The sequence below is a fragment of the Proteus sp. TJ1640 genome (assembly GCF_003144445.1).
Lineage (GTDB): Bacteria > Pseudomonadota > Gammaproteobacteria > Enterobacterales > Enterobacteriaceae > Proteus > Proteus penneri.
On the sequence record NZ_PENY01000018.1, the window covers coordinates 145,553 to 158,538 of the forward strand.

Below are 12,986 nucleotides of genomic sequence, written 5' to 3' on the forward strand. Positions count from 1 at the left end.
CAGTTGTTACGCATCATTCCCAAACCAGCAGATATTACGTGCGGCCATAATGAGTTCGCCTGCGCGCTCACTATTTAAACCTTCAATATCAGTTAGGTCATCGATACCCTGTTCGGCAAGATCTTCCAGTGTGCAGATACCACGGGCAGCTAGATCAAATGCTAAAGAGCGCTCCAAGCCTTCGAGAGCTAATAAGTCCTCGGCCGGCTGGTTATCGCCTAGGCTTTCTTTTTGAGCCAACTCAATCGTTGTTAGTGCAGCTTTTGCTCTTTCACGTAGAGCTTCAACGGTGTCTTCATCTAATCCGTCAATAGCCAGCAGTTCACTGATTGGCACATAAACTAACTCTTCAAGGGTAGAGAAACCTTCTTCAACTAAAACAGTTGCGAAGTCTTCATCAATGTCGAGATGCTTAGTAAATATTTCAATGGCTGCGTTTGCTTCTGCCTGATGTTTTGCATTCAGTTCATCAGCAGTCATGACGTTTAATTCCCACTTGTCATCACCACGATGTTTTTTCAGTAACTGTGCTGCCAGACGAACGTTTTGACCATTACGGCCGATTGCCTGTGCAAGGTTACTGCTTTCGACTGCAACATCCATTGTACATTTGTCTTCATCGACAACAATAGAAGCAACATCTGCCGGAGCCATTGCATTAATGACGAATTGTGCAGGATTATCATCCCACAAAACAATATCAATTCGCTCGCCGCCCAATTCACTGGAAACGGCTTGTACACGTGCACCACGCATACCAACACAAGCACCCACTGGGTCAATACGCTTGTCGTTAGTTTTTACTGCGATTTTGGCACGAGAACCTGGATCACGCGCTGCAGCTTTAATTTCAATGATTTCTTCGCCAATCTCTGGTACTTCAATACGGAAAAGTTCAACCAGCATTTCAGGGCGAGAGCGTGTCACGAAAAGTTGTGCACCACGAGTTTCTGTACGTACGTCGTATAAAACACCACGTAAACGGTCACCTGGACGGAAGTTTTCACGCGGTAACATATCTTCGCGTAAAATAACCGCTTCGGCGTTATTACCTAAATCTAAAGTGATATTTTCACGGTTCACTTTCTTCACAACACCCGTGATAATTTCGCCTAATTGTTCGCGGAATTGATCAACAACCATTGCTCTTTCAGCTTCACGTACTTTTTGTACGATAACTTGTTTAGCAGTTTGTGTTGTAATACGGTCGAAAGTAACAGATTCAATCTGATCTTCAATATAACCACCTAGTTCAATACTAGGATCTTCATATTGAGCAGCTTCAAGTGTGATTTCACGAGTTGGTTGAGTCACTTCATCAACAGCAACCCAACGACGGAATGTATCAAAGTCACCGGTTTTACGGTCGATACAAACGCGAACGTCAATTTCTTGCTCGTATTTTTTCTTAGTTGCTGTCGCTAGTGCGGTTTCCAGTGCTTCAAAAATCTTTTCACGAGGAAGAGATTTTTCGTTAGAGACCGCTTCCACAACAGCCAGAATCTCTTTGTTCATCCTAGTTGCCTCTTCAAAACTTAAAAGTGGGGTACCAGGTTAGCTTTCTGGATGTTGCTCAGTGCGAACACTTCGTCTTTACCATCCACAGTAACCGTGATCATTTCGCCAGCGACAGACTTAATAATGCCCTGCCATTTACGGCGGTTTTGCATTGCAATTCGTAATACAATAGCGGCTTCTTCACCGATAAATTGTTCATAATGCGTTGCAGTGAATAAAGGTCGTTCTAAACCAGGAGAGGAAATCTCAAGGTTATAAACTGTTTGAATTGGATCTTCAACATCCAGCACAGCACTGACCTGGTGGCTAACATCAGCACAATCATCAACAGTGATACCGTCTTCACTATCAATATAGATGCGCAATGTTGATTCTCGGCCACGAATAAACTCAAGACCGACAAATTCAAAGCCTAATGCTTCTACTGGTGCTGAAACCATCGCTGTTAATTTTTGCTCTAATGTGGACAAACCCACCCCCAAGGCATAAAAAAAGGGCCTATAGCCCAGTATTCTATTCTCTGATAACAAAAAACCCCGAAATTCGGGGCTTTATGCAACTGGACCCTGTAACTTGCCATTCGAGAATAACCTCTTCTTACGGCACATTCCACTCAGGATCATAATCGGTTCAACAAGATGATTAATGAGAAAAGTGCTGTATTGTTAGAAGTGGTTGCGGGGGCCGGATTTGAACCGACGACCTTCGGGTTATGAGCCCGACGAGCTACCAAGCTGCTCCACCCCGCGTTCGAAAAACGTGGCAAATTTTACGCTGATAACAAGCAAAACGCAAGCTATCTGGAATAATGGTGCCGAGAACGGGACTTGAACCCGTACGCCCGTTTTATAGGCACTACCACCTCAAGGTAGCGTGTATACCAATTTCACCACCTCGGCACTTAATGAGACTGACACTGCGTAAATATTAACAATCTCATTTAAATCTTTACTTAGTTTACTGCGGAATATCTGTATTTGCTGGCGCTACAGGCGCTGCTAACTGCTCAGCTTTTTTAGCTTCTTCTGTAGTCTGCTCGATAGACATCCATTTGCTGTCTTCACGCACAGTTTTATTGGCACTTAGATTACCTAAAATAAGGGCAAGTACAATAAAAGCTGTCGCTAAAACAGCGGTCATACGGGTCATAAAATTAGCTGAACCGCTTGAACCAAATACTGTACCGGAAGCACCTGCACCAAAAGAAGCGCCCATATCAGCACCTTTACCCTGCTGTAACAGGATCAGACCAACTAGCCCTGTTGCTACAATGATAAGAATAACAATGAGTGCCGTATACATTTGCGTTACCTTTTCTATGGAACTTATCGAATTAACGATAACCTTCGATTGCTTCACCCGCTTTAGTTCAAGACCTTACTAAGCGGGTGTGAATACTAACCAAAGCTGAACTGACAAGCAAGGTTATTTTACTACAAAGTGATTGATTGAAGAAAAAATCATCAATTAACCAACGTGCTTCACTGCGTCAGCAATACGATTTGCCATCGCAGTAACTTGCTCTTCATTTTCACCTTCAACCATGACACGAATTAAAGGTTCTGTACCTGATTTACGCAATAATACACGACCTTTACCAGCCAGTTCGTCTTCAACTGCTTTAGCGACTTTCTGAACTTCTGGTGTTTGTAGCGGATCATGGCTACCCGTAAAGCGAACATTCACTAAAATTTGTGGTAATAGTTTCATGCCACTACATAGATCATGCAGACTCATATGGTTACGCACCATTGCACTTAAAACTTGTAAACCTGCAACAATACCGTCACCTGTAGTCGTTTTATCTAATAAAATAATGTGGCCTGAATTTTCAGCACCTAAACGCCAACCTTTCTCTTGTAATTTTTCAAGCACATAGCGGTCACCCACTTTTGCTCTGACAAAAGGAATACCCAGTTGTTTAAGTGCAATCTCTAATCCCATATTACTCATTAGAGTACCAACTGCACCACCACGTAATTGGCCTTGGCGTAACGCTTCTCTTGCAATAATGTAGAGAATTTGGTCACCATCAACTTTTAGACCTTGATGGTCAACCATAATGATACGGTCACCATCACCATCAAAAGCTAAACCAACATCAGCGCCTTCTTCTAATACGCGTTTTTGCAACATACGAACATCTGTTGCGCCACACTCTTCGTTGATATTGATACCCGTTGGCTCACAACCAATAGTGATCACTTCAGCGCCTAATTCACGAAATACGTTTGGCGCAATATGGTATGTTGCACCATGAGCACAATCGACAACCACTTTTAAACCATTAAGGTTGTTTTCATTCGGAAAAGTCCCCTTACAGAATTCAATATAACGACCTGCCGCATCCACGATACGATTTGCACGACCAAGCTCGGCTGATTCAACACAAGTAATTGGCTTTTCCATTTCAGCTTCAATGGCTTCTTCTACTTCATCCGGTAATTTTGTACCATCAATAGAGAAGAATTTGATCCCGTTATCGTAATAAGGGTTATGAGAGGCCGAAATGACAATCCCAGCTTCAGCGCGGAATGTACGCGTTAAATAAGCAACAGCAGGTGTTGGCATTGGCCCAGTAAATGAGGCTGATAAACCTGCAGCCGCTAAACCCGCTTCTAATGCTGATTCCAGCATATAGCCTGAAATACGAGTATCTTTACCAATAATGATTTTGCGAGAGCCATGACGTGCTAATACTTTACCCGCAGCCCAACCTAGTTTTAAGACAAAATCAGGTGTAATCGGACTATCACCTACTTTTCCACGGATACCATCTGTTCCAAAGTATTTACGTTCGCTCATTCATTATTTTCCTTTGCAGAAAGAGTCGCTTGTACGACTTTCATCGCATCAACAGTCTCTTTAACATCGTGTACACGAATAATTTGTGCGCCTTGCATCGCTGCAATAACTGCACAGGCCACGCTACCAGCAACACGCTCTTGTGGTGGCACATTCAATAGTTGTCCAACCATTGATTTGCGTGACATTCCGGCAAGTATAGGTAGACCAAAGTGATGAAGTTCACTTAAGTGTGCTAATAATTGGTAATTATGCGCTAAATTTTTACCAAAGCCGAATCCTGGATCAAGAATAATTTGATTTTTTTCGATCCCTGCATCAACACAACGCTGAATATTTTCTTGTAAAAAACGATCGATATCCATCATCACATTCTCATAATGTGGTGATTGTTGCATAGTTTTGGGGTTGCCCTGCATATGCATAATACACACTGGCAAACCTGTTTTAGCGGCTGCTTCAAGTGCTCCCGGCTCTTGTAAAGAGCGAATATCATTGATAATTGAAGCACCTACGTTTGCTGATTCAGTAATGACCTGAGCTTTGGATGTATCAACAGAGATCCAAATATCAAAACGCTGACGAATAGCCTCAACAACAGGAACAACACGCTGCAACTCTTCATCAATAGAGACATCACTTGCGCCAGGTCTAGTAGACTCACCACCAATATCGATGATAGTAGCCCCTTCAGCGATTAATTTTGCCGCATGATCAACTGCATCATTAAGTGAATTATGAGTGCCACCATCAGAAAAAGAGTCTGGAGTAACATTCAAAATCCCCATAACTTGAGGTGCTGATAAGTTAAGTTCTGTTCCTCTCGCCATTAATTTCATTTCATTGATACCTTCATAAAAAAACCCCAGAAGCCTGGGGTTTGTATTTATAGCTTACTCAATGTGCATAACCCAATAAGGATTAGTGAGTATTTTTATCAGAAGGTGTATCACTTTCTGACTCTGGCTTATCTTTTGGCTCATTCGCTACATGCGCTTGTGCTGGCTGGGCAGTAGTTGTACTACTATTGCCATTATTGCCTTCCCAACCCGCAGGTGGACGAACATCACGACGATTCATTAAATCATCAATTTGAGGCGCGTCGATAGTTTCATAAGTCATCAGTGCATCTTTCATTGAGTGCAGAATATCAAGGTTGTCCATTAAGATCTGACGAGCACGAACATAGTTACGATCAACGATAGCTTTAATTTCTTCGTCAATTGTACGCGCTGTTTCATCAGACATATGCTGCGCTTTAGCAACAGAACGACCTAAGAACACTTCACCTTCTTCTTCTGCGTACAGCAATGGTCCTAATTTTTCAGAGAAGCCCCACTGTGTCACCATATTACGTGCAATATTAGTTGCCACTTTGATGTCATTAGAAGCACCCGTAGAAACATGCTCTGCTCCATAGATAATTTCTTCAGCTAAACGGCCACCGTAAAGTGTTGAAATTTGGCTCTCTAACTTCTGGCGACTCGCGCTAATTTGATCGCCTTCTGGTAAGAAGAAAGTCACACCTAATGCACGTCCACGAGGAATAATCGTCACTTTATGCACAGGATCATGTTCAGGTACTAAACGTCCAATAATTGCGTGGCCAGCTTCATGATAAGCAGTTGATGCTTTTTGTTCTTCCGTCATCACCATTGAACGACGCTCTGCACCCATCATTATCTTATCTTTCGCTTTCTCAAACTCGACCATTGAAACAACACGTTTATTACCACGTGCAGCGAATAAAGCGGCTTCATTAACTAAGTTAGCTAAGTCAGCACCAGAGAAACCTGGCGTACCACGCGCTAAAATTGCTGGATCAACATCTGGTGATAAAGGCACACGGCGCATATGGACTTTAAGGATTTGCTCACGTCCACGCACATCAGGTAAACCAACAACCACTTGGCGGTCAAAACGACCAGGACGAAGTAATGCTGGGTCTAACACATCAGGACGGTTAGTTGCCGCAATAACAATAATACCTTCATTACCTTCGAAGCCATCCATTTCAACGAGCATTTGGTTCAGTGTTTGTTCACGTTCATCATGACCACCACCTAAACCAGCACCACGTTGGCGACCAACCGCATCGATTTCATCGATAAAGATGATACAAGGTGCTGCTTTTTTAGCTTGTTCAAACATATCACGAACACGAGAAGCACCCACACCCACAAACATTTCAACAAAATCAGAACCTGAAATGGTAAAGAATGGAACTTTCGCTTCACCCGCGATGGCTTTCGCTAATAACGTTTTACCTGTACCAGGAGGCCCCACCATCAGAATACCTTTAGGGATTTTACCCCCTAACTTCTGGAAGCGACCCGGATCACGTAAATATTCAACTAATTCGCTTACTTCTTCTTTCGCTTCATCACAACCTGCAACATCAGCAAAAGTTGTTTTGATTTGGTCTTCTGTCAACATGCGCGCCTTGCTTTTCCCGAAAGACATCGCACCTTTACCGCCACCACCTTGCATTTGGCGCATAAAGAAAATCCAAAGACCAATAAGTAATAGCATTGGGAACCAAGACACAAAAATTTGAGTCAGAAGACTTTGGCCTTCAAGTGGTTCGCCCGTTACTTTTACATTACGGTTCATTAAAGTGGTCAGCAGGTTGTCATCACGCATAGGCATATACGTGCTGTACTTTGAGTTATCTGTTTTAGTTACATTAATATCATAACCACTTATGCTGACCTCGCGTAATTGGTTATTAGTTAACTCATTGATAAAGGTAGAGTAATCCACCTTACGACTATTCGAATCGCTGGGTCCGAAGCTCTGGAATAATGACATCAAAACGACTGCAATAACTAGCCAGAGGATCAGGTTTTTCGCCATGTCACTCAAGGGATTAACCTCATATTACAACTGTGTTAACAAATAGCTTTAGGGTACTAAAGTTTACGCCCTGTGGCTACAATATATACCTCACGAGAACGAGACCGCGAAGCGTCTGGTTTACGAACTTTCACTTTCGTAAACAGGGAGCGTATTTGCCCCAGGTACTCATCAAAGCCTTCTCCCTGAAACACCTTGACAATAAAACTTCCCCCGGGAGCCAGTACATCACGACACATATCAAGCGCTAACTCTACTAAATACATGGATCGAGGGATATCGACCGCGGGTGTACCGCTCATGTTTGGAGCCATGTCAGACATGACAACCTGGACTTTGTTTTCACCTACTCTATCAAGCAATGCCTTCAACACAAGTTCATCACGAAAATCGCCTTGAAGGAAATCGACTCCGACTATAGGATCCATAGGTAAAAGGTCACATGCGATGATTCGACCTTTGCTTCCTAACTTCTGTACAACATATTGAGACCACCCTCCTGGGGCTGCTCCTAAATCGACAACGGTCATACCTGGTTTAAAGATATTGTCACTTTGCTGAATTTCTTCAAGTTTAAACCAAGCACGAGAGCGAAACCCTTTTTTCTGTGCTTGCTGAACATATTTATCACTAAAATGTTCTTGTAACCAGCGGCTAGAGCTTGCCGAACGTTTTTTATTGGCCATTGCGTTTTCCAACTATCATACACTTAGCTATCAATATTTTTACTCTTTCACTCATTTAACCCCGTATTAACGACATTTTATGGTGATAAATGAGAGATGGCGTTAGAATAGATCGTTTTCAATCCCAACAAAGCAAAAATTAATGATGACTCTTAACAAAAAACAAATTCAACACCTGAAAGGGCTCGCTCATCACCTGAATCCAGTCGTTATGATTGGTAACAACGGGTTGACTGAAGGCGTTCTTGCAGAAATTGAACTCGCTCTGGCGCACCATGAGCTTATCAAAGTCAAAATCGCAGGCGAAGATCGAGATGTTAAAAACTTGATCGTGGCAGCGATTGTACGCGAAAGCGGTGCACAGAATGTACAAGTTATCGGAAAAATTCTTGTTCTTTATCGTCCTTCAGAAGCACGTAAAATTATTTTACCGAAATAAAACTTGTATCTTTATATAAAAATGCCATAACTAACTCTATGGCAAAAAAGGCCTTTTAAGGCCTTTTTTATATTACCACAGGATAGCACTCTAGTTTTCTATAGAAACGTAAAATTATAAATTAAATATATTCTACGTTTAAAACTTCATACTCGACTTGTCCACCAGGTGTAGTAATAACAACGACATCATCTAACTCTTTTCCAATCAAGCCACGCGCAATCGGTGAATTAACAGAAATTAAGTTTTCTTTAATGTTAGCTTCATCATCACCAACAATGCGGTAAGTTTGCTCTTCTTCATTTTCAACATTTAACAGTGTAACTGTTGAACCGAAAATAATACGGCCATTGTTATTCATCTTAGTAATATCAATAACTTGAGCATTTGATAATTTTGCTTCAATTTCTTGTATACGACCTTCACAGAAACCTTGTTGCTCTCTTGCAGCATGATATTCCGCGTTTTCTTTTAAGTCTCCATGTTCACGAGCTTCTGCAATAGCTGCAATAATCTCGGGACGACGAACATTTTTTAAATATTCCAGCTCTTCGCGTAATTTTTCTGCACCTAGAACTGTCATAGGGATCTGATTCATGTGTTAATACCTCAATACTATTCCTAATAAAAAATAGGTATCATCCTGATTTTTTATACTAACAACACAGAGAAAAGGATCTATTTACTCTTCTCAAGACAAAAAAAGACACAGGCAACCTTAAATTGGGCCTGTCTCTACGTATATTCGGTGAATGAGGGGCGCTAATATATTCCCAACTCATGCTATTGGGACGTAAACTAAACCACCCATACTTAAAACTAAATCTAACACAACAAAAGCATTGCTTCACGCCTTATCTCTCTTTATGAAGAGATAAACAGACTTTTTCCGATAATGGGCTAATCCTGCTTGTTACCGTTTACTTTTGCCCTCATTGCCCTTTAGTATTAGCCTCTGGCAATCAATACTGTAACGTTACACGTTATAGTCACAGATAGAGAAATTATGCGCTTACTATCAACATTTCGACGGATACTTTACACATTAAGTATCATCAGTTTTTCAACCCAAGCGATACCTGTTGAAAACTATATATCCCTTCTTCCTGAAGGAACACAAGTGGGTTTAATAACTCAACCCGTTGGCGCTGCTTCTCCTAATCTTAATTATCATGCCGATCAATTAGCACTTCCTGCAAGTACTCAGAAAGTAGTGACCGCACTTGCTGCATTACTTCAATTAGGGGGAGATTATCAATTCACCACAACAATGGAAACAGAAGGTAAAATAAAGGGCAGTCAGCTTAATGGTGATTTGATCTTTCGTTTTACAGGCGATCCTACATTAAGTCGCCAGCAATTAAGAGCAATGGTTGCCGTATTAAAGCAATCCGGCGTGACAAAAGTACAGGGTGATTTGCTTATTGATACTTCTGCTTTTTCAAGCCACGATAAAGCACCAGGTTGGGTTTGGAATGATCTGACTCAATGCTTTAGTGCCCCCCCTAGTGCCGCGATTGTTGATAAAAACTGCTTTTCCGTTTTATTGCAAAGTGGTAACAAAGAAGGTGATATTGCCACAATACGTAAAGCTTCGTTCTATCCTGTAACCGTTTTAAGTGAAGTTGAAACTTATGAAAAAGGATCAACTCATACCCGTTTTTGTGAATTAGACGTCACTGTTCGAGACTTAAATACTTATGTCATCACAGGTTGTATTCCTAAACGTGACGATGCTGTACCTTTAATGTTTTCTATTCAAGATGGAGCTCATTGGGCCGGTACAATTTTAAAAGAAGAGTTACAGCGTGCCAATATTGAACTTGATGGCTATATCAAACGTCGATCTCAACTAAAAGCACCTGTTACTGTACTCGCACAGACGCAATCAAAACCGTTACATAACTTACTGACTACCATGCTAAAAGAGTCTGACAATATGATTGCAGACACCGTTTTTAGAACCATTGGTCGTGAGTATTATGGTGTTGCAGGGACTTGGCGATCTGGAGCAGAGGCAACCCGTGCTATTTTAAAACAAAAAGCCGGAATTGATTTAGGAAATACCGTTATGGTTGATGGCTCTGGTCTTTCTCGCCATAACCTCATTTCACCTGCAACCATGATGCAAGTCCTTCAATATATTGGACAGCATGAGAGTGATTTAAACTTTATCACGATGCTTCCCCTTTCAGGGCATGACGGTACATTACAATATCGAGGCGGTTTTCATGAAGCGGGTGTTGATGGCAAAGTTTCCGCCAAAACCGGTTCATTAAAAGGGGTTTACAATCTTGCAGGCTTTATGACCACGGCAAATGGGCAGAAAGTTGCGTTTGTACAGTACGTTTCAGCGTATTCACCTCCCACAAAGAATCGTAATGCTGGACGCGCTTATTTAGTGCGTTTTGAAACGAATCTGTATAAAGATATGTACAATAACCGCTAGACTTACACAAGATAAGTAACAGATATAAAAAACGCCTAATTAATCAGGCGTTTTTTATTTTAATCACAACCAGAATGATCATTAACGTTGGTAGATAAATTCAATACCATCATCGTCTTCTTCATCCCAATCATCGTCATCATCTTCTTCGAAATCAGGGTTTTCAAGCTGTTCTTTGTGATAATCATCCCACATAAAGTCAACTTTTCCTGACTCTGCATTTGTTGCAACAACATCTTGCTCACGCGGAGTAACATTCAGGAATTCCATGATATTCCAGCAAAGTTTTTTTACACCTTCTTGGTTGATGGCTGCTATCATATAATAGTTTTCATCCCAACCCAGTGCTTCAACAATTGCTTTTGCCTTCTCTTTTGCTTCTTCAGCATCAAGAAGATCGACTTTATTGAACACTAACCAACGTGGCTTCTGTGCTAATTTTTCGCTGTATTTCTCTAGTTCAGAGACAATAATTTTTGCATTCTCCACAGGATCTGATCCATCAATAGGATCAATATCGATCAAGTGTAATAACACACGGCAGCGTTCTAAGTGCTTTAAGAATTGGATCCCAAGACCTGCGCCATCAGCAGCGCCTTCGATTAATCCGGGAATATCTGCAACCACAAAGCTTTGGTGATTATCCATACGCACCACACCTAGGCTTGGTACTAACGTTGTAAATGGATAATCAGCAACTTTAGGCTTTGCTGCTGATACTGCACGAATAAATGTGGATTTACCCGCATTCGGCATACCTAACATACCTACATCGGCTAATAACATTAGCTCTAAGAGAACTTCTCGAGATTCACCCGGAGTACCCATAGTACGTTGGCGTGGAGCACGGTTAACCGAAGATTTAAAGCGAGTATTACCTAAACCATGAAAGCCACCTTTAGCAACCATTTGCTTTTGACCATGGACAGTCAAGTCAGCAATAATTTCATTGGTAGCTAAATCACGGACGCGTGTTCCAACAGGAACACTAATTGTAATGTCTTGACCACGCTTACCGGTGCAGTCACGACTGTGACCATTTTCACCACGTTCTGCGCGATAAGATTTTGTAAAACGGTAATCAATTAAGGTGTTGAGGTTTTCGTCTGCAATCATGTAGACATCACCACCATCACCACCATCACCACCGTCTGGTCCCCCATTAGGGATATATTTTTCGCGACGAAAGCTCACACAGCCGTTACCACCATCGCCCGCGACGATTAGGATCTTGGCCTCATCAACAAATTTCATGATTTTACTCCGTATAGTAGCCATTAACGTGCTGGATGGCCGAAATTACCCAGAGATGGCCTTTTTTAAATATAAAAAGCCCCGCAACAGATTTGCAGGGCTTTTGACTCGGTGCTTAAAGGACCAGTAATTATTCAGCTTCGATGCTGATAAATTTACGGTTGTTTGGACCTTTAACTTCGAACTTAATTTTTCCGTCAGCTAATGCAAACAGGGTGTGGTCACGACCACAACCAACGTTAGTACCTGCATGGAACTTAGTACCACGTTGACGAACGATGATGCTACCTGCTAATACAGCTTCACCACCGAAACGTTTAACACCCAGACGTTTTGCTTCGGAATCACGACCGTTACGAGTCGAGCCGCCAGCCTTTTTATGTGCCATTGAACTACTCTCCTAAACCTTAAGCGATACCAGTGATTTTAACATCAGTAAACCACTGACGGTGGCCCTGTTGTTTACGGCTGTGTTTACGACGACGGAACTTAACAATCTTAACTTTATCGCCGCGACCGTGAGCAACCACTTCCGCTTTAACTTTAACGCCCGCAAGGATTGGAGCGCCAATTTGAATGTCGTCGCCATTAGCGACCATCATTACAGTATCAAACTCGATTGTTTCGCCAGTAGCTACTTCCAGCTTCTCTAAACGAATAGTTTGACCTTCGCTGACTCGGTGTTGTTTACCACCACTTTGGAAAACCGCGTACATATAAACTCCGCTTTCCGCACACTCCCAATATGTATAATTTGAGTGCACAATTAAAATATTCACATAGGGCGCGAATTCTACGCAAATTTAGTGCCGATGACAAGTACAGATCGCAAACTAGCGTTAAAAAAAAGAGTTTTTTACACGATATTTATTTCAGCCATTTTTAAAGTACAATCTAAATTATAAGAGAGTAAAATCTATGGCATGATCATTTTTTATTAATAATAACGCGCTCATTGGCGAGCCAAAGTCGAAAAAAC

At 41.7% G+C, this 12,986-nt stretch carries 13 protein-coding genes and 2 tRNA genes; 2 read left to right on the plus strand and 13 right to left on the minus strand.

Features of this window, described 5'->3' with window-relative positions; translation table 11 throughout:
• Positions 1-6: 6 nt before the first annotated feature.
• From nusA to rlmE, 9 genes are all read right to left on the minus strand, one after another.
• A complete protein-coding gene (nusA, locus tag DK861_RS06855) occupies positions 7-1,515 on the minus strand; it encodes a transcription termination factor NusA (RefSeq protein WP_006535691.1) in 1,509 nt (502 codons plus the stop codon).
• A 20-nt stretch (positions 1,516-1,535) separates the two neighbouring features.
• A complete protein-coding gene (gene rimP / locus DK861_RS06860; protein ID WP_036914691.1) occupies positions 1,536-1,988 on the minus strand; it encodes a ribosome maturation factor RimP in 453 nt (150 codons plus the stop codon).
• Positions 1,989-2,190: 202 nt separating this feature from the next.
• Positions 2,191-2,267, minus strand: a tRNA-Met gene (locus DK861_RS06865).
• Positions 2,268-2,327: 60 nt separating this feature from the next.
• Positions 2,328-2,417, minus strand: a tRNA-Leu gene (locus tag DK861_RS06870).
• 58 nt (positions 2,418-2,475) lie between these two features.
• Entirely contained in the window at positions 2,476-2,820 is a 345-nt protein-coding gene (gene secG / locus DK861_RS06875) for a preprotein translocase subunit SecG (RefSeq protein WP_036914692.1), read from the minus strand.
• 165 nt (positions 2,821-2,985) lie between these two features.
• The gene (gene glmM / locus DK861_RS06880; RefSeq protein WP_075673622.1) at positions 2,986-4,323 is read right to left on the minus strand and encodes a phosphoglucosamine mutase; all 1,338 of its coding nucleotides are present in this window, start codon (positions 4,321-4,323) and stop codon (positions 2,986-2,988) included.
• The gene (gene folP, locus DK861_RS06885; RefSeq protein WP_109399657.1) at positions 4,320-5,162 is read right to left on the minus strand and encodes a dihydropteroate synthase; all 843 of its coding nucleotides are present in this window, start codon (positions 5,160-5,162) and stop codon (positions 4,320-4,322) included. Before folP ends, glmM begins: the two co-directional genes overlap by 4 nt.
• Positions 5,163-5,244: 82 nt before the next feature.
• Positions 5,245-7,188, minus strand: coding sequence for an ATP-dependent zinc metalloprotease FtsH (gene ftsH / locus DK861_RS06890; protein ID WP_109399658.1), 1,944 nt, complete (start codon positions 7,186-7,188; stop codon positions 5,245-5,247).
• 47 nt (positions 7,189-7,235) lie between these two features.
• The gene (gene rlmE, locus DK861_RS06895) at positions 7,236-7,865 is read right to left on the minus strand and encodes a 23S rRNA (uridine(2552)-2'-O)-methyltransferase RlmE (RefSeq protein WP_006535698.1); all 630 of its coding nucleotides are present in this window, start codon (positions 7,863-7,865) and stop codon (positions 7,236-7,238) included.
• A gap of 145 nt (positions 7,866-8,010) precedes the next feature.
• On the opposite strand from rlmE, the gene yhbY reads away from it, so the two are divergent.
• Positions 8,011-8,304: a ribosome assembly RNA-binding protein YhbY gene (yhbY, locus tag DK861_RS06900; RefSeq protein WP_036914752.1), complete on the plus strand. Its 294-nt coding sequence runs from the start codon at positions 8,011-8,013 to the stop codon at positions 8,302-8,304.
• A gap of 121 nt (positions 8,305-8,425) precedes the next feature.
• Here yhbY and greA read toward each other — a convergent pair whose 3' ends face one another.
• The gene (greA, locus tag DK861_RS06905) at positions 8,426-8,902 is read right to left on the minus strand and encodes a transcription elongation factor GreA (RefSeq protein WP_006535701.1); all 477 of its coding nucleotides are present in this window, start codon (positions 8,900-8,902) and stop codon (positions 8,426-8,428) included.
• A gap of 408 nt (positions 8,903-9,310) precedes the next feature.
• Between greA and dacB the strand changes: the two genes are divergently transcribed.
• Complete coding sequence (dacB, locus tag DK861_RS06910) at positions 9,311-10,753, plus strand: serine-type D-Ala-D-Ala carboxypeptidase (RefSeq protein ID WP_109399659.1); 1,443 nt, start codon at positions 9,311-9,313, stop codon at positions 10,751-10,753.
• A gap of 81 nt (positions 10,754-10,834) precedes the next feature.
• Here dacB and cgtA read toward each other — a convergent pair whose 3' ends face one another.
• From cgtA to rplU, 3 genes are all read right to left on the minus strand, one after another.
• Positions 10,835-12,007, minus strand: coding sequence for an Obg family GTPase CgtA (cgtA, locus tag DK861_RS06915; protein ID WP_109399660.1), 1,173 nt, complete (start codon positions 12,005-12,007; stop codon positions 10,835-10,837).
• Between the two features lie 130 nt (positions 12,008-12,137).
• The gene (rpmA, locus tag DK861_RS06920) at positions 12,138-12,395 is read right to left on the minus strand and encodes a 50S ribosomal protein L27 (protein WP_006535706.1); all 258 of its coding nucleotides are present in this window, start codon (positions 12,393-12,395) and stop codon (positions 12,138-12,140) included.
• A 19-nt stretch (positions 12,396-12,414) separates the two neighbouring features.
• Positions 12,415-12,723, minus strand: a complete 309-nt coding sequence (gene rplU, locus DK861_RS06925; RefSeq protein WP_006535707.1) for a 50S ribosomal protein L21 — start codon at positions 12,721-12,723, stop codon at positions 12,415-12,417.
• Positions 12,724-12,986: the final 263 nt, after the last annotated feature.

Excerpts from the sequence above, each read along its gene's own strand:
- nusA (WP_006535691.1), bottom strand. The coding sequence starts at position 1,515 with ATGAACAAAGAGATTCTGGCTGTTGTGGAAGCGGTCTCTAACGAAAAA.
- dacB (WP_109399659.1), top strand. The coding sequence starts at position 9,311 with ATGCGCTTACTATCAACATTTCGACGGATACTTTACACATTAAGTATC.
- greA (WP_006535701.1), bottom strand. The coding sequence starts at position 8,902 with ATGAATCAGATCCCTATGACAGTTCTAGGTGCAGAAAAATTACGCGAA.
- rplU (WP_006535707.1), bottom strand. The coding sequence starts at position 12,723 with ATGTACGCGGTTTTCCAAAGTGGTGGTAAACAACACCGAGTCAGCGAA.
- secG (WP_036914692.1), bottom strand. The coding sequence starts at position 2,820 with ATGTATACGGCACTCATTGTTATTCTTATCATTGTAGCAACAGGGCTA.
- cgtA (WP_109399660.1), bottom strand. The coding sequence starts at position 12,007 with ATGAAATTTGTTGATGAGGCCAAGATCCTAATCGTCGCGGGCGATGGT.
- yhbY (WP_036914752.1), top strand. The coding sequence starts at position 8,011 with ATGACTCTTAACAAAAAACAAATTCAACACCTGAAAGGGCTCGCTCAT.
- glmM (WP_075673622.1), bottom strand. The coding sequence starts at position 4,323 with ATGAGCGAACGTAAATACTTTGGAACAGATGGTATCCGTGGAAAAGTA.
- folP (WP_109399657.1), bottom strand. The coding sequence starts at position 5,162 with ATGAAATTAATGGCGAGAGGAACAGAACTTAACTTATCAGCACCTCAA.
- rlmE (WP_006535698.1), bottom strand. The coding sequence starts at position 7,865 with ATGGCCAATAAAAAACGTTCGGCAAGCTCTAGCCGCTGGTTACAAGAA.
- rpmA (WP_006535706.1), bottom strand. The coding sequence starts at position 12,395 with ATGGCACATAAAAAGGCTGGCGGCTCGACTCGTAACGGTCGTGATTCC.